Source organism: Solimonas sp. K1W22B-7 (assembly GCF_003428335.1).
Taxonomy (GTDB): domain Bacteria; phylum Pseudomonadota; class Gammaproteobacteria; order Nevskiales; family Nevskiaceae; genus Solimonas_A.
The window spans coordinates 2861565-2883775 of sequence record NZ_CP031704.1 but is presented as its reverse complement, the minus strand read 5'-3'; the positions used below and the strand labels follow the sequence as shown (position 1 = coordinate 2883775).

The window sequence follows — 22211 nt, the reverse complement described above, 5'->3', positions numbered from 1 at the left end:
AGGAAGCAATTTGGCCACGGATTACGCGGATGAACGCGGATTTGGAAGACAGACGTTCTTCTTGCCGTCGTGACGCCAACCCTTCGGATGAATCCCTGGCGCATGAGATGCTTTCGATCTTGATCCGCGTTCATCCGTGTAATCCGTGGCAAAAGGGCTTTTTCAAATGAAGAAGAAAGCTGTGGTACTGCTTTCCGGCGGGCTCGACTCCGCCACCGTGCTGGCCATGGCCCGCGAGCAGGGCTACGAGAGCTACGCGCTCTCCGTGTCCTACGGCCAGCGCCACGTCGCCGAGCTGCGCGCCGCGGACCGGGTGGTCAAGGCCCTGGGCGCCGCCGGTCACCAGACCCTGCACGTGAACCTCGACGCCGTCGGCGGCTCCTCGCTGACCGACACGCGCATTGCCGTGCCGGAAACGCCGACCACGGGCATTCCCAGCACCTACGTGCCGGCGCGCAATACGCTGTTCCTGTCGATGGCCCTGGGCTGGGCCGAGGTGCTGGAGGCGCAGGACCTGTTCATCGGCGTCAACGCCGTGGACTACTCCGGCTACCCGGATTGCCGCCCGGCCTTCATCGAGGCCTTCGAGAAGCTGGCCGGTGTCGCCACCCGGGCGGGGGTGGAGGGCAAGCCCTTCCGCGTACATGCGCCGCTGCTGCACCTGAGCAAGGCCGAGATCATCCGCGAGGGCCTGCGCCTGGGGGTGGACTACGGCCTGACCGTGTCCTGCTACCAGGCCGACGAGGCGGGCCGCGCCTGCGGCCGCTGCGACTCCTGCCGGCTGCGCCGGGAGGGCTTCGCGGCGACCGGGGTAGCGGATCCGACGCCTTATCGGTGAATGCGCCGGATGTTTGCTGTATCATTCCGCGCCCTTGCAGCAGCCCTGTTGCGGGGAGATTACCGGGGGTCGTTAGCTCAGCCGGTAGAGCAGCTGGCTTTTAACCAGTTGGTCGATGGTTCGAATCCATCACGACCCACCATCTTGCTTCACAATAGCCGTATGTCGGAGTGTGGCGCAGCCTGGTAGCGCACCTGCCTTGGGCGCAGGGGGTCGCAGGTTCGAATCCTGTCGCTCCGACCATTTTTCCAGAGCCGCCCTCATGGGCGGCTTTTTGTTATTCGAAGCCGAAATACAACGGGTTGGTCAGTCCCACGAAGCCGCCGTAGAAGCCCGCCAGGGTTGCCAGCAGCGGCGCCTCGGGGGTGTCGCCGCGCACTTCCACGCGGTACCAGGAGCGTTGGCCGGCGGCCGGCGTGTCTTCGAAATCCAGGGTCGGTTCGCCGAACAGCTGGCGTTCCATGAACGGCTCGCCGTTCTTCAGCACGGTGACGGCGTAGCGGCCCAGCGGGCGCGCGCCGGCGATGCTGATGCGGAATTTCACCGTCTTGCCCATGGCCGGCCGGGTGTCGCCCATCAGGGTCTCAAAGCCGCCGTCGTCGTCGGTATCGGCAGCCAGTTCGATGCGCTCGGCCGTCGGCGCGTAGCCGATCGAGACCTTGCCGTCCTTCAGTGCCGCCAGCACCGCCGCCGGGGTCTGCGCCGTGGCGTAGACCCAGGTGGTGGGGTTGCCCACGTTCAGGCCCAGGGATTCGATGCCGGTCTGGTGGTGGCAGTCGCTGCCGCCGCGCGCCGTGACGCGCCGGCCTTCGGCAATCAGGCGGTCCCACAGCGCGATGGCGCCGGCGTTGTCGGTGGGGAAGGCGTAGAGCGCGTTCCAGACTTCCATGCTGTCGTAGGGCATGTCGAAGCCGAATTCCCAGGGGTCGCCATTGACCGGGTGGTTCACCGACAGGTGCAGGCCCTGCCTGTGGGCGGCGGCGGCGATGGCGCGGCCGGCATCGGCGTCGCTGCGGTCGCGCAGCGCGTACATCGGCATGTCGTCGAAACGCCGGGTGCCGACGATGCTGGCATGGCCGCGGGCGGTGGTGTACTCCACGCCGTAGAGCATCACCATCTTGTCGGAACGGTAGGCCGGATCGTCCCAGGTGGTGATATGGCCCTCGACGTGGTTGTCATGGTCGGTGACCACGAAGAAGCCCATGCCGCGATCCTCGGCCACCTTCACGATCTCCGCCATCGGGTTGTCGGCGGCATCGTCGCTGTGGTCCGAGTGCAGATGCAGGTCGCCGCTGAGCCAGAGGCCGGCGCGCGGGCCGGTGACGCCGCTGGAAGGTGGCTGTGCTGCCGTGTCGCCGCTGTCGTCGGAGCAGCCCGAGAGCATCAGCGCCAGCAGGGCCGCGCGAGTGGTTGCCACAGAAATCAAACGCATGTCCGCATCCGGGAAAAAGTCAGGATGGCGCGATGATGTTTCAGCTGATCGCAATATGCCCGCGATGCGTCGCCACGGGGCAATATTTACCTGCGGCGGCTACGAACCTGCGAGGGGAGGATGCGGCCGCGTGGCGATCACCGGATGCGGCCAGCCCGCGGGCTGCAGCACCGTGGCCTCGATGCCGAAGACGCTGCGCAGGCGCGGTGCATCCAGGACCTGGGCCGGAGCGCCGCAGGCCACCACCGCACCGTCGGCAAGCAGCGAAACGGTGTCGGCGTAGGCCAGCGCGAGATTGGGATCGTGCAGCACCACGGCCACGCCGTTGCCGTCGCGGGCGAAACGGCGCGCGGCGGTCAGGCTGGCGTGCTGGTGCGCCAGGTCCAGGCTGGCGGTGGGCTCGTCGAGCAGCAGGTAGCGCGGTCCTTCGGCCAGCGGTTCCCAGACCTGCGCCAGCACCCGCGCCAGCTGCACGCGGCGGCGCTCGCCGCCGGAGAGGCTGGTGTAGGAGCGGCCCCAGAACGGCGCGACGCCGGCGGCCTCCAGCGTCTGGCGCAGGATATGCTCTTCGCGCGCCGGGGGATGGCGCGGGCAGGGCAGGCGTCCCAGCGCCACCACTTCTTCCACCAGGAAGCCGAAGCCCAGCTGCTCGTCCTGCGGCAGCACCGCGCGGCGGCGCGCCAGGGCACCCAGGTCCCACTGCGCCAGCGGGCGCCCGTCGAGCATCACCTCGCCGCGGGCGGGCCTGAGTTCGCCGCTCAGCAGCTTCAGCAAAGTGGACTTGCCGGCGCCATTGGGGCCCAGGATCGCATGCACCTCGCCGGGCGTCGCCGCCAGCGCGGCCCGCCCCAGCAGGCTGCGGCCGTCGGCGTCGTACCCGGCATCGAGCGCGCGCAGGCTCACAGCAGCTCCGCGCGGCGCCGCAGGCCCAGCAGCAGGAACAGGAAGAAGGGACCGCCTATCAGGGTGGTGATGACACCGATGGCCAGTTCCGACGGTGCCAGCAGCGTGCGCGCCAGCACGTCGGCCAGGGTCAGCAGCAGGGCGCCGAACAGTGCCGAGGCGGGCAGCAGGAAGCGGTGGCCGGGGCCGGCCCAGAGGCGGATCAGGTGCGGTGTCACCAAGCCGACGAAGCCGATGATGCCGCTCACGGCTACCGATACCGACACCGACAGCACCACCACCAGCAGCAGGCGGCGCTTGAGCCGCTCCACGTCGATCCCCAGGTGCCCGGCCTCGGCCTCGCCCAGCAGCAGCGCATCGAGCGCGCGTGAATCGCGGATCATCAGCAACAGCGAGCCCAGCAGCAGCGGCGCGGCGATGGCGATCTCCGGCCAGCCGGCCTTGCCCAGCGAGCCGAACATCCAGAACATCGCCGTGCGCAGCGCCAGGTCGTCGGCCAGCTGTGCCAGGAAGCCGATGCCGGCGCCGGTGATGGCGTTGACCGCCAGGCCGCCGAGCAGCAGCGTGCCGATGCGCGTATGACCGTCGATGCGCGCCAGCCCCGCCACCAGCAGCGCGGCAAGGCTGCCGCCGAGGAAGGCCGCCAAGGGCAATACCACCAGGCTGCTGTCGTCGCCCAGCAGCTGCAGGCTGCTGCCCAGCACGATCACGCCCACCGCGCCCAGCGCGGCGCCGCCGGAGATGCCGGCCAGGCCGGGTTCGGCCAGCGGATTGCGGAACAGGCCCTGCATGGTGGCGCCGGCACAGGCCAGGGCACTGCCCACCAGCAGGGCCAGCACCAGCCGCGGCAGGCGCAGCTGCAGCACCGTGGCGGCCTCGTATTCCTGCAGGCCGGCATCCAGCGGCAGGCCCAGGGCGGCGAGGATCTTGGCGGTGCCGAGCGGCAGGGGGCCGCTGGCCAGCGCCAGCCAGGCAGACAGCAGCAGTGCCAGGCCGAGGGCCAGCAGCAAGGGAAGAGGAGGGAGCCGTTTCACGGCCGGTACGGCGAAGTCATCCGCCAAGCATATCGGATGCGCCTGCTGACCTGTCCCCTCTCCCGCTTGCGGGAGAGGGGGAGGGGAGAGGGTTTCTGTAGCGCGTGGATTTGGTAGGCCCAGCGTGATTTACAGAAACCCTCTCCCGGCCCTTCGGGCCACCCTCTCCCGCAGGCGGGAGAGGGGACAGCAGTGTTGGGGGAAAAAAAGGTTCGCCACTCACGGGCGGCAATGCTCCGGGAGAGGGGTAGGCGGTCGCCAACCCGTGAGGGCGAAAGGGGTAGCGGGTCCCCCGGGCGTCTTTGGCCAGGGGCCCGCGGAGGGTCGTTATTTGTTGAGGATCAGCTTGTCGTTGCGCGTCAGCCGCAGGCGATACTCCTGGCCCTGGTGCTCGATGACCAGTTCGTGCGTGCCGCGGAACAGGTCCTCGCTCTTCAGGCGGGGGACCACGTTGCGAACCACCGTGGTGCTCTGGGCGCGGCGGGGAAGGCTCAGGGTGTTCAGCGTGTTCAGGCTTTGCATGGCGAAACCTCGTGGCGTTGGTCAGCAGGTGATATGAATGATAATGATTCGTATTAACAAGTCAAGCCTGTCGAGACGGCCCATGAAAAAGAATTCGTTCATAGGGATTGGCCGCTTTTCAGACGCCGGATTCGGGCGAGCCACTGCTATACTGGTGAGCTTCGGCGAAAGTGGCGGAATTGGTAGACGCAACAGGTTTAGGTCTTGTCGCCGTCAGGCGTGCGAGTTCGAGTCTCGCCTTTCGCACCAGCGATTAATAAACATATTTCCAAATCAGAGCGATATCCATGGAAGTTAAAGTTGAGGCACCGGGCGGTCTGCGTCGTGAAATGCGTGTGGTGGTTCCCGCTGAGCGCGTGGCCCGTGCGGTTGACGAGCGCCTGAAGCGCGTCGCCAGCCGCGCCAAGCTGCCGGGCTTCCGCCCGGGCAAGGCGCCGTTCAAGGTGATCCAGCAGCAGTACGGCGAGTCGGCGCGTCTCGACGCGATCTCTGACATCGTCAACCAGACCTATCCCGAGGCGCTGAGCCAGGCCGGCGTCAATCCGGCCGGCGCGCCGAAGATCGACATCACCGCCGAGAAGTCCGGCGAGGCGCTGGAGTACGTGGCGCACTTCGAGGTCTACCCGGAGATTGCGCTCAGCCCGCTGTCGCAGCTGCAGATCGAGCGCCCGGTGGTGGAGGTCGGCGAGGCCGACGTCGATCGCCTGGTGCAGAACCTGCGCAAGGCGCGCCGCACGCTGGAGGCCAAGACCGGTCCGGCGGCCACGGGCGACGTGGCGACCCTGGACTTCCTCGGTACGCTCGAAGGCGAAGCCTTCCAGGGCGGCGAGGGCAAGGACGTGACGATCGAGCTGGGCTCCTCGCAGTTCCTGCCGGACCTGGAGAACGGCATCGTCGGCCATGCGGCCGGTGAGCAGTTCGTGGTGGACGTGGCCTTCCCGGAGGACTACCGCGCCGAGAACCTCAAGGGCAAGACCGCCCAGTTCGCCGTGACGCTGAAGGAAGTGAAGGAGTCCGTGCTGCCGCCGGTCGACGCCGACTTCCTCAAGCTGCACTCGGTGGACGAGGGTGCTGGCGAAGCCGGCCTGCGCGACAAGTGCCGCGCGGCGCTGGAGAAGGAGCGCGACAAGGGTGTGCGCAACCGCCTCAAGGGCCAGGTGCTCGAGCAGCTGCTCGTCGCCAACCCGCTGGACATCCCGCAGGCGCTGATCTCCCAGGAAATCCCGCGCCTGCGCGAGGAAGCCGTGTCGCGCATGAACATGGCCAACGTGCCGAAGGACAAGCACGCCGAGCTGCTGCCGGATGCGCTGTTCGAGCAGCAGGCGCAGAAGCGCGTGGCGCTGGGCCTGCTGATCGGTGAAGTCATCAAGACCCAGAAGGTCCAGCTGGACCAGGGCCGTGTCGATGTGGCGCTGGACGAAATGGCCGCCGACTACGAGCAGCCGGAGCAGGTCAAGGCCTACTACCGCTCGCGCCCCGAGATGCTCCAGGGCCTGCGCGCCATGGTGCTGGAAGACCAGGTGGTCGACAGCCTCATCGCCGGCGTGACCCCGTCGGACAAGAGCCTGTCGCTCGACGAGCTCTTGAATCCGCAGCGCCCGGCCCAAGCGTAAGTAGCTGCAGCATCCAGGCCGCCGGGGCTTCGTGCCCCGGCGGCGCCCTCGATAATCAAAACGATTCAGGAAGGTTCAATGGATAACCAGACCCGCGCCCAGCTTGTCCCGATGGTGGTGGAGCAGACCGCCCGCGGCGAGCGCGCTTTCGACATCTACTCGCGCCTGCTGAAGGAGCGCATCGTGTTCGTGGTCGGTCCCATCGAGGACCACATGGCCAACCTGGTCGTGGCGCAGCTGCTGTTCCTGGAGTCGGAGAACCCGGACAAGGACATCCACCTGTACATCAACTCGCCGGGTGGCGTGGTCACCGCCGGCCTGTCGATCTACGACACCATGCGCTTCATCAAGCCGGACGTGGCCACCATGTGCATTGGCCAGGCGGCCAGCATGGGCGCCTTCCTGCTGTCGGCCGGTGCCAAGGGCAAGCGTTTCGCATTGCCGAATGCACGGGTCATGATCCACCAGCCCTCGGGCGGCGCCCAGGGCCAGGCCACGGATATCGAGATCCAGGCTCGCGAAATCCTGTATCTGCGCGAAAAACTGAACAAATTGATGGCTGAACACACCGGCCAGCCGCTGGAAAAGATCTCCCGCGATGTCGAGCGTGATTTCTTCCTGAACGCCGAGCAGGCCAAGGACTACGGCCTGATCGACCAGATATTCACCCAGCGGGGCGAAATCGGCCGCTGAGCGGTTCAGCGTCTGTCATGGGTTTTGCAGCTAAAAGGCACTGTGCTATACAGGTGTCACCGGGCCGTCACGGTGCCGGAGAGGAAGTGAGATGACGAACGAAACACGGAGCGGCGCACACAACGGACGGGTCCTTTATTGCTCTTTCTGCGGCAAGAGCGAGCATGAGGTCCGTAAGCTGATCGCCGGTCCGTCGGTGTACATCTGCGACGAATGCGTCGACCTGTGCAACGACATCATCCGTGAGGAAGTACACGCCAAGCCGAGCACGAAGGGCCTGCCCAAGCCGCAGGAAATCCGTGCCGTGCTCGACGAGTACGTGATCGGCCAGGAAACGGCCAAGAAGATCCTGTCGGTCGCCGTCTACAACCACTACAAGCGCCTGTCGGTAAAGGGCTCGCAGGACGGCGTGGAAATTGCCAAGTCCAACATCCTGCTGATCGGCCCCACCGGTTCCGGCAAGACCCTGCTGGCCGAGACCTTGGCACGCCTGCTGGACGTGCCGTTCGCGATCGCCGATGCCACCACGCTGACCGAAGCCGGCTATGTCGGCGAAGACGTGGAAAACATCATTGCGCGCCTGTTGCAGAAGTGCGACTACGACGTCGAGAAGGCCCAGCGCGGCATCGTCTACATCGACGAAATCGACAAGATTTCGCGCAAGTCGGAAAACCCGTCGATCACCCGCGACGTCTCGGGCGAGGGTGTGCAGCAGGCCCTGCTCAAGCTGGTGGAAGGCACCATCGCCAGCGTGCCGCCGCAGGGCGGCCGCAAGCATCCTCAGCAGGAGTTCCTGCAGGTCAATACGGCCAGCATCCTGTTCATCTGCGGCGGCGCTTTCGCCGGCCTGGACAAGGTCATCCAGAACCGTACCGTCAAGGCAGGCATCGGCTTCCAGGCCGAGGTCAAGAGCCAGGACGACTCGCGCCACATCAACGAGATGTACGCCAAGGTGGAGCCGGATGACCTGATCCGCTTCGGCCTGATCCCCGAGTTCGTCGGCCGCCTGCCGGTCCTGGCGGTGCTCGAGGAGCTGGACGAAAAGGCGCTGATGTCGATCCTCAAGGAGCCGAAGAACGCCCTGGTCAAGCAGTACGGCAAGCTGTTCCAGATGGAGGGCGTGACCCTGGAGTTCCGCGAGGATGCCCTGCGCGCCATCTCCAAGCGCGCCAAGGAGCGCAAGACCGGTGCGCGCGGCCTGCGTACGATCATGGAGAACATCCTGCTCGACGTGATGTACGACCTGCCGTCGATGTCCAACGTCAGCAAGGTCGTGGTCGACGAGGCGGTGGTGCGCGGCGAAGCCAAGCCCTTCATCGTCTACGAGAACAGCGAAGCAAAGAATTCGGCGGCTTGACCGTTAGCCGAGAGGAAGAGAAAGGCCCCGTTCGCGGGGCCTTTTTTTATGCTAGTGACCCGTCCTGCCCTGGGTTGACACCTTTTCGAAGCCGAGAAGGAGAGTCAAATGGAATCAAGGTCTAAGAGGACACAGCGCGATTACACGATGGCCTTTAAGTTGGCGGTTGTGGATCAGGTTGAGAAAGGTGAGATGAGTTGTAGGCAGGCCCAGGAGCGCTACGGCATCCAGGGCAGCTCGACGGTTCTGCAGTGGGTTCGGCGATATGGCCGGCCTGTAGCGGGGCGGGCATCATGGGCTCCTCAAGGGAAGCCGATGATGAGTGAAAAGAAGCCACTGACGCCCGAGCAGCGGATCAAGCAGCTGGAGGTCGAGTTGCGGGAGGCCAAGGAGAAGGCCCAGTTTTTCGAGGCGGTGGTGGATGTCCTGAAGAAGGACTACGGAGTGGTGGTAAAAAAGCCTGTGGGCAAGTCCTCGCGCAAAAGCTCGTAATGGGCTTGAGCGTTAAGAGGGCTTGCCGCTACATGGGCATCAGCCGGCAGGCGTACTACCAGCGGCTGGAGTGCGCGAGCGAGCGTGCACAGACCTGTTCCGAGGTGATCCGGCGCGTGGAGCAGATTCGCCTGCGCCAGCCGCGCGTGGGCACCCGCAAGCTGCAGCACCTGCTGCAGCGGCCCAACGGCATCCACGTGGGGCGGGATACCCTGTTCAGCATCCTGCGCAACGCCCGGATGCTGGTCCCCAGCCGCCGGGCGTACCACAAGACCACCGACAGCCATCATCGCTTCCGCAAGCATCCGAACCTGCTCAAGCCGGGAAGCGGCATCCAGCCCGCGACCGGCGAGCAGGTCTGGGTCGCCGACATCACTTATCTGCCGACGCGGGAGAAATGCGTCTACCTGAGCCTGGTCACCGATGCCTACTCCCGCAAGATCGTCGGCTATCACGTCCACGACAGCCTGCAGACCGAGCAGGTCAGTGAGGCCCTGAAGATGGCGCTCAAGACCCGGCAGACGGCTCAGCGGCTGATCCACCACTCCGACCGGGGCATCCAGTACTGCTCGAACGTCTACCAGCAGATCCACCAGCGACACGGCCTGACCTGCTCGATGACCGACGGCTACGACTGCTACCAGAACGCCCTGGCAGAGCGCGTCAACGGCATCCTGAAGAACGAATTCCTGCTCCAGCGACCCGCCAACCTGGAACAGGCCGAACAGATGGTCCGGCAGTCCATTCACATCTACAACCATGAACGGCCACACTTGGCCCTGAAATACAAAACGCCCGATGAAGTCCATCGGGCGTCTGTATCCAGCATACTTTAGCGACCAGTTTTACCCCGTATAGGTGTCAACCTATTTCAGGACGGGTCATAGAGCACCCGTCGCACCGCGACCAGGCGGCGGCTCCAGCTCGGGTTGAGTTGCGTCATGACCACCTTTCCCTCGCGGGGCGAGGCATGCAGGATGTAGCCGTTGTCCATGTAGATGGCGACATGCAGATTGCGGCCCTGCCAGCGGTAGAACAGCAGATCGCCCTTGCGCAGCGCCTCCACGTGTACCGGTTCGCCCAGGTGGATCTGCTCGCGGGTGGTGCGCGGCAGGTCCATGCCGATGGCGGCGTAGATGCGCTGGACCAGCAGCGAGCAGTCCACCGCGGTGCTCTTGCGGCTGCCGAGCCGGTAGCGGGTGCCGAGCATCGACATGGCGCCGAGCATCACGCGCTCCTCGTCCAGCCGGTCCATCAGGCCGGCCGGGTTGCCGGGCCGCAGCGGATGGTAGGCCGTATGTTCCAGCCGGCCGTGATGCCGCTTGCCGTGATTGGGTTTGGCCGCGGTGGCCGCCGCCGGGTGGCTCATCAGTGCCGCGCTCAGCGACAGTAGCAGGGGCGCCGCGCGTCCTCGGGGCAGGAGATGTCGCATGCTGGACTCCTTGTGAAAGGGGCATCGACGCCGCAGGATCAACGGTAGTCCTGCCGGGCTGCGATAGCCAGCAGCCTTGCCATTTCGACGTTTTCTGGACGGCTCCACAGCTGTGTCAAAAAGCTGCAAAAAAGCCCTTCCCAAATCGAATGTGGTCTGTATAATGCGCGCCTCACCGAACGCTGTTGCGGTCTGTTCGGGGCTATAGCTCAGCTGGGAGAGCGCTTGCATGGCATGCAAGAGGTCGTCGGTTCGATCCCGACTAGCTCCACCAAATTTTCTCCTGTTTCGTTGTTTTTGACGAAATGGCGAATGTCCTGGAGACATTCAAGTTTTCTGCCTCGTCCCCATCGTCTAGAGGCCTAGGACACCACCCTTTCACGGTGATTACCGGGGTTCGAATCCCCGTGGGGACGCCAATTTATTCATTAGGGGGTCAGCGCCCCCTAATAGCTTGAATGGCAAGGACAAAACGGGTTCGAATCGCCCCGTTTTCCGCGAAAAGTGCAATCGCCCCGAAAAGGCTAGCTTCAGAACAGCCCTTTTCACGTTCAGCAGCGGCGACATCCAAAGCGACAACGGCTTCGCCCAAAACGTCATAGCGGCCTTACAGCTCTGCTCGAATGACTTGGAAGGCAAGCCCGTTTTAGCGAGCTGTTCCTTAGTCGCCAGCCGCTCAGCCTCCAGTTTCGTGATTCTGTCTTTGTAGGCTCGAAGAACTGCAGGGGCTATTGGGCTCTGCCAGCCGTAGAGCAAGAGAATTGACCTTTTGCTCAATTTTCTGAATTCGCGCTACCAACGTTCTCTTTCGTTCCTTCGCCATCTCCGCACGCACGGCCCATTGTTCTGTGGCCGTAGCAGGAGGAAGCGCCTCATGGAGCGGCCGGCACTCTCAGCCCAAGTGATCAGCTCAGCAGCCTGGCCCTGGGCATAGCACTGGTGCGACTGCGGCTGGTGCTCCCAGGCAGGGCAGAACTGACTCGGTTGTCAGGTTGACACCACCTTTGAATGTATGTTCATCTCTGATCGGCAGATGGCCTCGCGCCTCCTGACGCAGTCGAAATCATTTTTCAGTGGAACGTAGCCGCGTGACGAAACCGGGCCGTCGTCGTGCTTGAGATAGTCGCCATTTTGATAGTGCTCTTTTCGGCACTTCTGGTGAGCTCGCTGGCCGCTGGTGGTCAATTCGTTTGGCGACGCCGAGCGAGCAAAAAATTCGATCTTCCAGAGCTTTAGCTGCATCCGCAATGGAACTGTAAGAACAAGCTGCGAATAGTCTGTTTGAATGCCCGAGCCATGGAGCGGTGTTTGGGGTAGCCAAATCCACAGGGGCGCGATGTGATGCATCGGATGCATCGTGGATTTCAGTAGGTTGGGAGAGCCGACCGTGATGGTCGGCTTGCTGAATTCTCGAAGGGGCCAGCATGCATACGTCATGGCAGCACAAGGGGGGCGCGTGGTTGGTTGCGCTTGCTGTTTTGATCAGCGTCACCGCTTGCAAGGGAAAGTCCAAGGACAAGACGCCGCCAACACTGACCGCACCCGCGGAAACTTTGGCGGTGAGCGAGCCGAACCAGGAGTTGATCCTGGGGATAGGCGACAATAAAAAACTCAATACCGACAGCCTCCAGCTGCTCATCGATGGCAGCGACGTAGCTGCTGTCTTCACAGCTCCGGCGGCGGGTTCGGATCAGTGGAGAATCCGGCCTGCTGCCGGGTGGCCCGAAGGCCGGCACGGCTTGGTCGTCATCGTCGCGGATGCCGCCAACAACAAGGGTCGTTGGGAGGGCAATCTCAATGCCGACTATTCACCACCCGCCCTTGTTGCCTCCGATCCAACAGCCAACGCCACGATTGCACAGCCGGATCAGCCGCTCACTTTCAACGTCCAGGATCAGAACCTGCCGGCCTCAATTTCGAGCTGGTCGGTGAAGCAGCAGGGGGGCGCGTTCGTCGGGGAAGTCAGTCTCGTCAATGGCGTGCTGACCCTGGTTCCAGCGGCAGGATGGCTGGATGGTCCTTTGCAAATCGAGATCGTCGCGTCGGATATCTTCGGCCACAGCGGCGAAAGCAGTTTTTCGTACACCGTAAAGCTGCCGGACCTGCTGGCGATGCCGGACGCCACGCCCACAAGCGGGTTCGCTCCGCTGGCGGTACAGCTCAAGCCCACCATCATCACCAAGTTTGCCGTCAACACCTATGAATGGGACTTTAGCGGTGACGGTAAGTACGATGTCAGCGATCCTGTTGGACGTACGCAAAATTTCACCTACACCACGCCGGGCACCTACAACGCCAAGTTGCGCGTAACCGACAGCAGGGGCAAGGTCAGCGAAGGCGCGGTGACGATGGAAGTGCTCAACCGCCCCCCGGCGGCGTCAGTGTCAGTAGACCGTACCAATGGCCAGGTTCCACTGACGGCAACGTTCAGTGCCGTCGCGAGCGACAGCGATGGCATTGCCCGTTTCGAATGGGATTTCAACGGTGACGGCACCGTCGACCGGACCACCATCACCGGCTCCGGTGTAAGCACCACTTACGAAACGGCCGGCAGCTACCCGGCTTCGGTGACGGTTTTCGACAGCCGGGGAGCAAGCACGCGCGTGCGGGCGCCGAACATTGAAATCCGCGCCGGAGAAGCCGGCTCTCCGTCGGTCACGCTGACGGCCAGTCCTGTCCGCGGTTTTGCGCCACTCAGGGTCAGCTTTTCCGCCACTGCCACGCCGGCTTCCGGCGATTCGGTTTCCACTCTGGAATGGGATTTCGACGGCAACGGCGTCACGGACGCTACCGGCGCCAGTGCTACGTACGAGTACACGCTGCCCGGCACGTATTACCCGGCTGTCACAGTCACCACTGCTCAGAGCAAGAAAGCAAAGAGTGTCGGCAGCATGATCGTCGATACGCGTGTTTCGCTATCGGTCACCGACAGCACGATCGACACCGTTGCCGGCACCGTTGCCACGGTTGCTACGGACCTATCGTCGAACCTGGAGTTGCGCCTTGTCATCGAGAACGAGGCTGGTGCCGTGGTACGCGAGGTCGTGCCATGGAAGCGACGCACTGCGGGCAAATACTCCGACACCTGGAACGGCACCAACGACGCCGGCAAAGTATTGCCGCGGGCCGCCTACTATGCCGTGCTGCAGTACAAGGTAGGGGACGAGGTGAGGCGACTCGATGCGCGCGGCAGCACCGGCGGCCATGCCACCAACCCGCCGCGCAGTTCCATCCCCAGGAGCTTCCAGCCCTACAACAACGATCCCCTGATCGTAACCTTCACCCTCGACGGCCCCGCGGAAGTCACCGCTTTCATGGGGCTGTTCAATACCAATACGCGGCTGGTTACGTTCCTGGATCGCGAGCCCCTGGGTGCGGGCACGCACGCGGTGAGCTGGGATGGCAACGGCGACGACGGAAAGCCGATCCTTACCAATCCTTCGGACCCCTTCCTGTTCGGAATCTGGGCCTATGACTTCGCCGACAATGCGGTGTTCGTGCAGACGCCAGTGAGCTTCAGCGACCTGCAGATCAGCCCCGCGATCCTCGTCCCCAGTGACCGTACCGCCAGCGCCGACGGACGCACGCATCTACAGTTCAAGCTGACCAAGGCGGCCACCATAGAACTGGTCGTGTCTCATGTGGAAACAGGCCAGCAAGTGCGTCGGCAGGCCTTTTTGGGTGTGCCCGCCGGGGACGCCTCCGTGAAATGGGATGGCCGCAACAACGCCGGCAAGTTCGTTGCGCCGGGCAAGTATCGCCTGGGTATCCGCGCGATCGACGACAGCGGTCACGCCAGCCCCTTCGAATACCGTGTCCAGCGCGTCTACTACTAGAGGGAGCGCTCACCGATGAAAAAGCTCGTTGCGATGCTGCTGCTTGCCTACACGCCGCTGTCGATGGCTTGCCGCTATACACCGAATAGCTACGTGGAGACGGATCTCCAGGTGCGGCAGCTCACCGTGGAAGGCATGGAACAGCGGCTGGCCCTGCTGCAGTCCGGTGCCGATACCGGCGCCTTGAGCCGCGACGAATCGACGCAGGCCAAGGTCCAGGCGGTGTTCAACTCACAGGGATGCACCGCTGCACAACATCACAACTACGCGGCACGCAACGCCAAGCTCATCGCCGACTGGTATGCCGCACATGTGGAACAGCAGCGGCGGCGCGATGACATTGCGCAGCGGTTCACCTTTTTTTCCAACCAGTTGAGCCAAGCGGCGCGCTAACGGGGACTCACCATGGGGATTGGGGCCAAGAAGCGGGGTTTGTTGCTGCCGGCGTTGTTCGCCGCTTGCATGCCTGCATACGCTTATCACTACCCCTGGGATCAGGGGCATGACACCACAGGCTGGGAGGATGTGACCCACGAACCCGGAGAACCAAAGAGCGATTGCCCGCTGCCGGGGAACGAATGCGGCTCGCCGCTGTACTTACGCACCGGGCACTTGGTGTGGAACGACACCGATATCCAGTTGGCGGGCACCGTTCCACTGGGTCTTTCGCGTACCTTCAACTCCAACGATCCCAAGGATGGCCCATTCGGCGTCGGCTGGAGCTTCAATTACGAAAGCAGCATGTATCGCACGGCGCAGCTCGCCGAGACCGAAAGCGGGGCTGTCGCCAGCACGCAGTACACCTTGCGCGTTGCCAATGGCCGGCGCCTGCAGTTCACCAAGGGCGGCGACGGCAGCATCACGGCACCCAGCCGCTTCCACGGCACCCTCAGCGATGCGGGCGACAACGTGCAGATGCGGCACTTGGGCGGCGCGATCGAAACCTTCGATCGCTTCGGCGCGCTGGTCGGCAGCGTGGACCAGAACGGCAACACGCTTACCTATAACTACGATGGTTCGCAGCGGATCACCAAGGTGGCCAACGCCTTCGGACAATCGCTGACCTTCGCTTACGGCGCCAACGGTCGTGTTTCCAGAGTGACCGATCATACTGGCCGTGCCTGGACCTATGTGTACGACGCCGAAGGCCGCCTTGCGACGGTCACCGACCCGCTGGGAGGCAAGCGCCGGTACAGCTACCAGAGCTGGCAGCCGCAGGCCGATGCGCAGATCTATGCCCAGCTCACCGCCGTGGCCGATGAAGCCGGCAAGAGCCTGCTCGCAGCCACCTATGATGACGACAGGGTCAGTGCCTTTACCGAAGGCGAGCGCAAGACCACCGTCAGCTATACGGAGTCGGAATCCGGCGACATTGTCGCGGTCACGGAAAATGACTCCGGAAACAGTACCTGGAGCTTCGTCGTCAACCCGGGCGATGGCCAATACACCCAGGTAACCAACGGGCTTGGCCACGTCTACGCTTACGAGTATGACAGTCGTGGCTACGTGACCAAGACCATCGACCCGACCGGCCATGCGGAAACGACGGTCACGGACGAACTGGGCCGCGCCACGGCGATGAACGATGGCCGCAAGGACATCGTGCTGAGCTATGAAGGCAAGAGTCCGCGTCCGCGCAAGATCAGGAGCGGTACGCGTACGACAACGCTCGGCTACGACGCCAAGGACAATCTCATTGCGGTGACCGACGCTGCCGGCAACAGCACTTCATTCACGCGCGATGGCAACGGCCGCGTCACGGCCGTGACCGACCCGTTGAACCAGAGATCAGCGCTCGAATACGACAGCCGCGGTTTCGCAATCAAGCAGACCGATCCGCTGGGCCGCAGCATCAGTTTCGTACGCGACGATCTGGGCCGCGCGACCAGCATCACGAACGCGGATCGCGAAACCACGAGCTTCGTCTACGACGCACTGGACCGTGTTATCGAATCCACCGACCCGCTCGGCAGGAAGACCAAGTTCGAGTACGACGCCGCCGGGCGACTCGCCAAGCTCACCGTCCCCAACGGGGCGGCAGAGGCTTACGAGTACGACGCCTACGGCCGCCTGATCACCACCACGCACTACAACGGTCGCAAGACGCGGGCAACGTATCGCAGCGACAACCTGATCGAGACGCAGACCAACCCTCAAGGCACGCTGTCGACGTTCCGCTACGACTCGTCCAAGCGACTGACCGAAGTGGCGGCTGGCGCGCTCTTCGCCACCTATGCCTACGACGAGCGCGATCTGCTGACCAGGGCCACCAACGAAACCGCCACGGTCGAGCGGACCTATGACCAGTTCGGCCGCCTGCTGTCGGAGGAGACCAATGGCCGCAAGGTAGGCTACAGCTACAACGTCCACGACGAGCTGGCGAGCCTGAGTTCCAATGGCAAGACCGACAGCTACGGCTACGATGCCCGCGGCCTGCTCACGAGCCTCAAGTCCCGCCACGGCGACTACAGCCTGAGCTGGGATGCCTTGGGCCGGATGAGCGGCATGCAGTATCCCAACGGCCTCATGCTGGCCAACACCTACGACACCGCCAGCCAGCTCGCCACGCGCCAGTACGGTAGTGTGCGCCGCTGGTCCTACGGCTACGACGCCGCTGGCCGTATCACCGGGATCAGTGAAGACAGCACTGCGCAAACCTACGGCTACGACGACCTCGGCCGCCTTACGGCCGCCAATACGCTGGCCGGCAAGTACAGCTACGCCTATGACGCGATGGGCAATCGCACTGAAGCCGGCCAGACCTACAACTCCGCCAACGAAATCCTGTCCGGCCTGGGCGAAACCTTCGAGCACGACGCCAACGGCAACATGGTCAAGCGCACCGCGGCGGATGGTTCATACATCCGGTACGGCTACGACGATCGCGAGCGGTTGGTCCAAACGGACAAATTCGCGAGTGCGGAGGCGACTGTAGAAGATTGGAGGGTGACGTACGCCTATGATCCGTTCGGGCGACGCATCATGATTGATGAAGATGGGACGAAGAAGGAGTTCCTCTGGTCGGGCAGTACGATGGTCGCGGAGTATGACGGGGCCGGAAATGTGCTGAAGGACTATGCCTACGGACCCGGTTATGCGCCGCTGTCCGTGAATGGAGCCGCAGGCACGAGCTTCCTGCTGAGCGACCACTTATCCACACCGCAGGCTGCGGTCAATGGCAGTTTGTCCTTGACTTGGAGCCAGAAGCGGTCGCCTTATGGAGAGGTGGTAGCGACAACGGGCACAGCAGCGACGGCGATTGGGTTTCCGGGGCAGTACGCGGACGGATTGTCCAGAGCTGCGTATAACTATTTTCGTGATTCCGATCCCGCGCTTGGCCGATATCTGCAAAACGATCCGATTGGGGTCTTGGGGGACATCAATACATATGCCTATGTGGGGGGAAACCCGATTTCTAATATTGACCCCACTGGTGAGTTCCTAGTTGTTCCAATCGTTGTTGGTGCGGTTGTTGGGGCAGGAGTTGATCTGGCCGCCCAATTGCTAAGAAATGGCGGCGATCTAAATTGCGTCGATCTCGGCGAGCTTGGCGTATCAGCTTTGGCGGGAGCAGCATTCTCCGGCTTTGGGCCAACTGGCTTTCTGTTGGGTAGAGGCGGTGCCCGTGCTGTTGGATACGGATATTCCGAAAGTGCTGGCCTATTAAATACGGGTGCGACTCGATTTGGATGGGGATATCGCGCTTCAACCAACAGTGATGTCTTGCGAGCTGTCGTGAACGGAGCAAAGACAGACATACCCGGCACGGCAATTCCGGCAGGTGCAAATGCTGCTCGAGATGGCGCGATTGCCGGCGCTATCGGCGGGGGCTCGACAGCGGCAGCAAATAGCAGCTGCGGGTGCAAATAAATTTATGGCTCTCGCTTCGATCTCGGATATTCAACGCGCCATTCATGGTTGGCGCGAACGGCATGAGACCGTGGCTGTGGAATTTTCAGAGCGTGTAAACCCAGAGATCAAATGCCCCGACGACTATCTAGTAACTTATGAAGCCTCATTTAAATCATTGGACCTGGAGAAGCTGCAATTATTTTTATATGCCACGAAGGACAGTTTCGTAGGCATCGGAGTTGAGACGCGAGAACGGGTCGCAACCCGGGCGGGGGCTCGTAGCAGACGGCCTGGATATGCCGCTGGGCATGAACCTGGGCCAATGAGTATTGAGCAGTTAATCGCCTTGCTCGACGCCGCTTCGGACGGGCGCATCTCTTTGCTTCCCCGGATCGGCATCTTCGGATTGAAAGATGTAGCTGCGATATTGACTGCAGATGAACACAACGTGCTTCCCGCCTTCGATACATCGCTACATTGGCGGTGGCTTCGGGTTGAAACTGAAAAAAACTTGGATGTCGCAGTATTGCGTTTCAAGCGTTGGTAATCCTGAAACTGCGCCTAGAGAAATTTTTCCAAATTTGGAGAAGGTACCTTCGTCGGAAATCTGCAAGCCTATGTCGCGCCTGGAAAAGTGGAGTTAATTACAGCGACGTGCTGGTCGGGAGTGATAGTGAGATTATCCTTCAGCCTGACAGTCACATTGTTCAATAACCTGCCGACCTGCGCCGGATACGACGAACTTGACCGCCTGACGAACGTCGGTGCCTCAGGGCTCCAAGGCCAGCCGACGCAGATTCAGGACGCACTCGAGCATGGCCTAGGCCTGAGCTACACCAGCGACAAACTCATGGCGCGACCACGCTGACCGACTAGGCAAACAACAACTCGTATCGCTACACCAGCAGTGAGACGGGCAGCACCAAATCAATGGGGTCAGACACGATCGGAGTAATCGGGGGAAATTTCATATGGGGAAATCTGATGCTCCATTATAGATTTTCGAGGCGTGCGCGCCATGGTGTCCTGCTTGTGGCAATGGTGGCCGGACAAGCCTTGGCTTGGGAAGACGCAGACCTCGAACATGGCCGCTATTCGCTGCCGATGCCGGCGCTAGTGGCATCGGCGGTAGAGGGTAAGGTGCTATTCGTCGATACGCGCGAACCGACGGAGTTTCGCGAATCCCACATTCCGCAAGCGATCAACATCCCCTTGCGTGACGCACACAAGGCCGACTTGGCGAAGCTCTCCGGCTATCAGTACGTAGTGCCGTATTGTCTGAAAGACTTGCGCGCCTTCGAGGTGGCGAAGTCTCTTCAGGCGCGTGGGCTCACGAACGTGAAGATGATGGAGCCCTCCGGCTTCAAGGGTTGGCAGGCGCAGAAGCTGCCGGTGGCGTCGCCCCGGCAGAGCGATGCGCAGGCGAGTGAGGTTCTGAAGGCTGTGGCCGGAGAGCGCGGCTGGACACGCGCCAAGCCGGTGAGCCAGGAGAAAGCCGATGCCGCTCCTTGATTCGATCGCACCGCGTCGCGGGCTTGCCGTGGCCTGGCTGGCTAGCCTCGCTTTGCCGGTGGCGGCCTGGCTGGACCAGACCGGCAATCCGCTGTTCTATTTCCGCTACCCGATGCCGAGCGGGCAGGCCTGGTTTGTCGCTGCCAAGTTGCTCGGTCTGGTGGGGCTGGTGATGCTCTGGTGGCAGGCGATGCTGGGCCTGTTTCCGCAAGCGTCGGCGCGCTGGCTCGGCGCACAGCGCCGCTTAAACCTTCACCGGGCACATGGGCTGCTGGTGGTGCTCACCATGCTGGCGCACGCCGCCTGCTTCGTCACCGCCGCAAGCCTGCGCTCCGGGCATGTGGCGACCCAGTACCTGTGGCCGAACTGGGAGGGGTATTACAACACGCGTGTCAGCCTGGGGCTGTTGGGCCTGCTGGTGCTGCTGGCGGCTGTCGCACAGCCGCTGCTGTTGTGGGCGCGGCGGCGCCTGATGGTTCCGCTGCTGCACGCCTTCGGCGTGCTGGCGTTCTATCTGGTGGCCTGGCACGGGCTCAGCATCGGGTCCGAAACGCGGTTTCCGCCGTTGCAAGGGCAGATTCTGCTGATGGCCGCTTTGCTGACGGCGGCGCTCCTCAGCCGGCTGCCGGGGGGCCTTGCGGCCTTGCGGCCGCGGCCTCAGCCGGCATGAAACGCAAGACGCTGTGTTGGGGTCTGGTCGCGGCGCTGGTATTTGGTGGGGCCTCGGCTGCGGACTTGCCCTCGGGCATGTCTTTCGTCGGGCTGACGGAGCAGGGCTGGAGCGCCTATCTGGTGCGCGGCGACGGCAAGGCCCGAGCGGTGCCGGGCCTGGGCGAGGTTCGGCAACTGAGCTGGGCCCCTGCCAATCACCGCCTCGTCTATATGAACCTGGAAGGCGCCGTGCTGGAGCTGCGCGGTGAGCAGAAAGGCCCTGGAACCCTGCTGGTGCCGGCGGACGATCCCGATGGATATACGCAGCTGCGCCTGAGCCCGGACGGCGAAGCGCTATGGGCGGTGCGCCTGGTGCAGCGGCAGAGCGAGCGTACCCAGCTGGTGCGCTACGACACTGGCAAACGACGCTTTGTACTGTGGCATGAGCAGCGCGGCACCTTGTTCGACGTGATGCCGCTGGCCTCCGGCGAGGTGCTGTACACGCAGGTGAGCTGCGTGGTGGATTGCGGCGGCATCCGCCAGGAACTGTGGAACCGCAGTGCGGCCGGGGAAGCGCGGCAGGTGAGCCTGCTCAACGGGACCTTGCGCTATCCAGTGCGTAGCGGTGCTGGCGCCCTCTGGTTTTCGTTCGGGACCGGTGATTCGGGGTTTGGCTTGTGGCGCTGGCCAACCGGCGGGAATCCGCGGGCGATCACGACCACCGGCGAATCCGATCTGTGGCCTTCGGCTGTTGGCGAGGAGATCTACTTTGTGCGGCGCAATGCTAATGGTGGGCGACTGATGCGATGGCGGCAGGAGCGAGTGGAGGAGATTCCGCTGCCCGGCGTGCAGGACGTGCGCGATCTGGAGGTCAATCCGTGAGACGGCTATTGATCGGCTGGTTTGCAGCGGCGTGCCTTGCTGGGTTTGCCATACCGGCGGGTGCCGCCGAAGCGGTTGTCGTGCTGCCTTATGCGAGCCCCGAGTTGAACCTCGCAGGCGCCAAGGAATTCGCGTTCGAGTTGCAGGTGAATCAGCCGGTGGAAATGGCGGTGGCCATTGCCACGACGGATCGCGATCCTGTGCGCGAGCTGGCGGAGCTGCGCCGCTACGAAGCCGGCCGTCACCGTTTCGCCTGGAATGGCCGCGACGCAGGCAACGCTGCAGTGCCGAACGAAGCGTATTTTCCACTGCTGTCGTTCCGCGAAGGCGGCAAGCTGCGCGTGCTGCATCCTGCCGACTATTCCGGCGGAGAGGTCGTGGAGCCGCGCACAAGCCTGTCGCAGCCCACGAGCATTCACTTCAGGATCGACCGACCGGCACGTATTCTGGCCCGCGCCGGCATCAAAGCCGGCCCACTCATGCGCACGCTGGCGGTGTGGAATCCGTATCCCGCCGGCAGCAGTCGCATCGTCTGGGACGGCTACGACGAGAGCCGCCGTTATCGGGTGATTGAAGATTCCGGCTATGCGGTGATGGTGACCGGTTTTGCGCTGCCGGACCATGCGATCCTGGTGACGGGGAGCAGCTCAGAACCTTATCCACGCTGGCGGCGGAAACAAGGCTGGCCCAGTGCGAGTGCAGACCACGCAATGCCGGTGACGGCGGAACGCGACGGTAAGGCCTTGTCACGCGCTTTCTTCAGTCCTCAGTACCAGCCTTACGATCCGCGCGTGACATTCTCATGGGTGGGCCAGCAACGCGAACAGCCGACCCTGTCAGGACCTGCCACCGTGCGCGTGGATATTCCAAAAGATGATCGCGCCGTTCTCGAGAGCAATCTGTTCGAGGTTGGTTTCTTCGTCGATGGCGAGTTTGTGTCCGAGGAGGAGCAGGGTTATGTGCCGTTTACCTGGCGCTTTGATACCGGGCGTTTCGGCGCTGGGCAGCATGTGCTGACTGTCAATATTTCGGGCTTTTCCGGGCAGGTCGGGACTGCGTCGCTGCGGTTCAAGGTACCGGGGCCAACACAGAAACATAAGGTTTCTCGAAGCCCACCAAAATCGAATTGAAGATCAGGCCAGCTCGTCTTCTTACTCAATAT

19 protein-coding genes and 5 tRNA genes are annotated in these 22211 nt (G+C 63.1%); 18 read left to right on the top strand and 6 right to left on the bottom strand.

The window, feature by feature from the left end; translation table 11 throughout:
- The first annotated feature begins 166 nt into the window (after positions 1-166).
- The 3 genes from queC to D0B54_RS13090 all read left to right on the top strand — a co-directional run bounded on the left by queC (position 167) and on the right by D0B54_RS13090 (position 1081).
- Positions 167-838: a 7-cyano-7-deazaguanine synthase QueC gene (queC, locus tag D0B54_RS13100; RefSeq protein WP_117291759.1), complete on the top strand. Its 672-nt coding sequence runs from the start codon at positions 167-169 to the stop codon at positions 836-838.
- Positions 839-904: 66 nt separating this feature from the next.
- A tRNA-Lys gene (locus D0B54_RS13095) sits at positions 905-980 on the top strand.
- A gap of 24 nt (positions 981-1004) precedes the next feature.
- Positions 1005-1081 (top strand) — tRNA-Pro (locus D0B54_RS13090).
- A gap of 34 nt (positions 1082-1115) precedes the next feature.
- Here the strand turns inward: D0B54_RS13090 and D0B54_RS13085 are convergent.
- The 4 genes from D0B54_RS13085 to hemP form a co-directional block, all read right to left on the bottom strand.
- The gene (locus D0B54_RS13085; protein ID WP_117291758.1) at positions 1116-2270 is read right to left on the bottom strand and encodes a CehA/McbA family metallohydrolase; all 1155 of its coding nucleotides are present in this window, start codon (positions 2268-2270) and stop codon (positions 1116-1118) included.
- Between the two features lie 99 nt (positions 2271-2369).
- Positions 2370-3173, bottom strand: a complete 804-nt coding sequence (locus D0B54_RS13080) for a heme ABC transporter ATP-binding protein (RefSeq protein WP_117291757.1) — start codon at positions 3171-3173, stop codon at positions 2370-2372.
- Complete coding sequence (locus tag D0B54_RS13075) at positions 3170-4207, bottom strand: FecCD family ABC transporter permease (RefSeq protein WP_117295210.1); 1038 nt, start codon at positions 4205-4207, stop codon at positions 3170-3172. Before D0B54_RS13075 ends, D0B54_RS13080 begins: the two co-directional genes overlap by 4 nt.
- 327 nt (positions 4208-4534) lie before the next feature.
- Positions 4535-4729, bottom strand: a complete 195-nt coding sequence (hemP, locus tag D0B54_RS13070) for a hemin uptake protein HemP (RefSeq protein ID WP_117291756.1) — start codon at positions 4727-4729, stop codon at positions 4535-4537.
- A gap of 164 nt (positions 4730-4893) precedes the next feature.
- Here hemP and D0B54_RS13065 point away from each other — a divergent pair.
- The 5 genes from D0B54_RS13065 (at position 4894) to D0B54_RS13045 (ending at position 9720) form a co-directional block, all read left to right on the top strand.
- A tRNA-Leu gene (locus D0B54_RS13065) sits at positions 4894-4978 on the top strand.
- Between the two features lie 38 nt (positions 4979-5016).
- On the top strand, positions 5017-6342 hold the full coding sequence (gene tig, locus D0B54_RS13060; RefSeq protein ID WP_117291755.1) for a trigger factor: 1326 nt from the start codon (positions 5017-5019) through the stop codon (positions 6340-6342).
- Positions 6343-6420: 78 nt separating this feature from the next.
- Positions 6421-7035, top strand: a complete 615-nt coding sequence (gene clpP / locus D0B54_RS13055) for an ATP-dependent Clp endopeptidase proteolytic subunit ClpP (RefSeq protein ID WP_117291754.1) — start codon at positions 6421-6423, stop codon at positions 7033-7035.
- A 91-nt stretch (positions 7036-7126) separates the two neighbouring features.
- Positions 7127-8392 (top strand): ATP-dependent Clp protease ATP-binding subunit ClpX, encoded by a 1266-nt coding sequence (clpX, locus tag D0B54_RS13050; protein WP_117291753.1) that lies wholly within the window; start codon positions 7127-7129, stop codon positions 8390-8392.
- Positions 8393-8500: 108 nt separating this feature from the next.
- Positions 8501-9720, top strand: a protein-coding gene (locus D0B54_RS13045; RefSeq protein ID WP_240433422.1) for an IS3 family transposase whose coding sequence is annotated in 2 segments (ribosomal slippage) — positions 8501-8858 and positions 8858-9720 — 1221 coding nt in all. Because the reading frame shifts where the segments join, the coding sequence is not laid out codon by codon here.
- A gap of 35 nt (positions 9721-9755) precedes the next feature.
- Here the strand turns inward: D0B54_RS13045 and D0B54_RS13040 are convergent.
- A complete protein-coding gene (locus tag D0B54_RS13040; protein WP_162932400.1) occupies positions 9756-10316 on the bottom strand; it encodes a C40 family peptidase in 561 nt (186 codons plus the stop codon).
- Positions 10317-10514: 198 nt separating this feature from the next.
- On the opposite strand from D0B54_RS13040, the gene D0B54_RS13035 reads away from it, so the two are divergent.
- Both D0B54_RS13035 and D0B54_RS13030 read left to right on the top strand, forming a co-directional pair.
- Positions 10515-10590: transfer RNA gene (locus tag D0B54_RS13035), tRNA-Ala, on the top strand.
- A 69-nt stretch (positions 10591-10659) separates the two neighbouring features.
- A tRNA-Glu gene (locus tag D0B54_RS13030) sits at positions 10660-10735 on the top strand.
- 568 nt (positions 10736-11303) lie between these two features.
- Here D0B54_RS13030 and D0B54_RS24315 read toward each other — a convergent pair.
- On the bottom strand, positions 11304-11672 hold the full coding sequence (locus tag D0B54_RS24315) for a hypothetical protein (RefSeq protein WP_162932399.1): 369 nt from the start codon (positions 11670-11672) through the stop codon (positions 11304-11306).
- 68 nt (positions 11673-11740) lie between these two features.
- On the opposite strand from D0B54_RS24315, the gene D0B54_RS13025 reads away from it, so the two are divergent.
- The 8 genes from D0B54_RS13025 (at position 11741) to D0B54_RS12990 (ending at position 22179) form a co-directional block, all read left to right on the top strand.
- A complete protein-coding gene (locus D0B54_RS13025) occupies positions 11741-14152 on the top strand; it encodes a PKD domain-containing protein (protein WP_117291750.1) in 2412 nt (803 codons plus the stop codon).
- Between the two features lie 15 nt (positions 14153-14167).
- Positions 14168-14545, top strand: coding sequence for a hypothetical protein (locus tag D0B54_RS13020; RefSeq protein WP_162932398.1), 378 nt, complete (start codon positions 14168-14170; stop codon positions 14543-14545).
- Positions 14546-14557: 12 nt separating this feature from the next.
- Positions 14558-18022, top strand: coding sequence for an RHS repeat-associated core domain-containing protein (locus D0B54_RS13015; protein WP_117291748.1), 3465 nt, complete (start codon positions 14558-14560; stop codon positions 18020-18022).
- Positions 17940-18551 carry a hypothetical protein gene (locus tag D0B54_RS24310; RefSeq protein WP_162932397.1) on the top strand — a complete coding sequence of 204 codons (612 nt, stop codon included), beginning with the start codon at positions 17940-17942 and terminating at the stop codon, positions 18549-18551. Before D0B54_RS13015 ends, D0B54_RS24310 begins: the two co-directional genes overlap by 83 nt.
- Before the next feature lie 509 nt (positions 18552-19060).
- Positions 19061-19516, top strand: a complete 456-nt coding sequence (locus tag D0B54_RS13005) for a rhodanese-like domain-containing protein (RefSeq protein WP_162932396.1) — start codon at positions 19061-19063, stop codon at positions 19514-19516.
- Complete coding sequence (locus D0B54_RS13000) at positions 19503-20186, top strand: hypothetical protein (RefSeq protein WP_117291745.1); 684 nt, start codon at positions 19503-19505, stop codon at positions 20184-20186. The genes D0B54_RS13005 and D0B54_RS13000 overlap by 14 nt, the downstream gene beginning before the upstream one ends.
- Positions 20183-21049, top strand: a complete 867-nt coding sequence (locus D0B54_RS12995) for a hypothetical protein (protein WP_162932395.1) — start codon at positions 20183-20185, stop codon at positions 21047-21049. The genes D0B54_RS13000 and D0B54_RS12995 overlap by 4 nt, the downstream gene beginning before the upstream one ends.
- Positions 21046-22179 carry a hypothetical protein gene (locus D0B54_RS12990; RefSeq protein WP_162932394.1) on the top strand — a complete coding sequence of 378 codons (1134 nt, stop codon included), beginning with the start codon at positions 21046-21048 and terminating at the stop codon, positions 22177-22179. Before D0B54_RS12995 ends, D0B54_RS12990 begins: the two co-directional genes overlap by 4 nt.
- Positions 22180-22211 lie beyond the last annotated feature (32 nt).

Bases quoted from the DNA above. Each gene is read 5' to 3' on its own strand.
- queC (WP_117291759.1), top strand. From the start codon at position 167: ATGAAGAAGAAAGCTGTGGTACTGCTTTCCGGCGGGCTCGACTCCGCC.
- D0B54_RS13085 (WP_117291758.1), bottom strand. From the start codon at position 2,270: ATGCGTTTGATTTCTGTGGCAACCACTCGCGCGGCCCTGCTGGCGCTG.
- hemP (WP_117291756.1), bottom strand. From the start codon at position 4,729: ATGCAAAGCCTGAACACGCTGAACACCCTGAGCCTTCCCCGCCGCGCC.
- tig (WP_117291755.1), top strand. From the start codon at position 5,017: ATGGAAGTTAAAGTTGAGGCACCGGGCGGTCTGCGTCGTGAAATGCGT.
- clpP (WP_117291754.1), top strand. From the start codon at position 6,421: ATGGATAACCAGACCCGCGCCCAGCTTGTCCCGATGGTGGTGGAGCAG.
- clpX (WP_117291753.1), top strand. From the start codon at position 7,127: ATGACGAACGAAACACGGAGCGGCGCACACAACGGACGGGTCCTTTAT.
- D0B54_RS13040 (WP_162932400.1), bottom strand. From the start codon at position 10,316: ATGCGACATCTCCTGCCCCGAGGACGCGCGGCGCCCCTGCTACTGTCG.
- D0B54_RS24315 (WP_162932399.1), bottom strand. From the start codon at position 11,672: ATGCATCCGATGCATCACATCGCGCCCCTGTGGATTTGGCTACCCCAA.
- D0B54_RS13025 (WP_117291750.1), top strand. From the start codon at position 11,741: ATGCATACGTCATGGCAGCACAAGGGGGGCGCGTGGTTGGTTGCGCTT.
- D0B54_RS13020 (WP_162932398.1), top strand. From the start codon at position 14,168: ATGAAAAAGCTCGTTGCGATGCTGCTGCTTGCCTACACGCCGCTGTCG.
- D0B54_RS13015 (WP_117291748.1), top strand. From the start codon at position 14,558: ATGGGGATTGGGGCCAAGAAGCGGGGTTTGTTGCTGCCGGCGTTGTTC.
- D0B54_RS24310 (WP_162932397.1), top strand. From the start codon at position 17,940: ATGCTGCTCGAGATGGCGCGATTGCCGGCGCTATCGGCGGGGGCTCGA.
- D0B54_RS13000 (WP_117291745.1), top strand. From the start codon at position 19,503: ATGCCGCTCCTTGATTCGATCGCACCGCGTCGCGGGCTTGCCGTGGCC.
- D0B54_RS12995 (WP_162932395.1), top strand. From the start codon at position 20,183: ATGAAACGCAAGACGCTGTGTTGGGGTCTGGTCGCGGCGCTGGTATTT.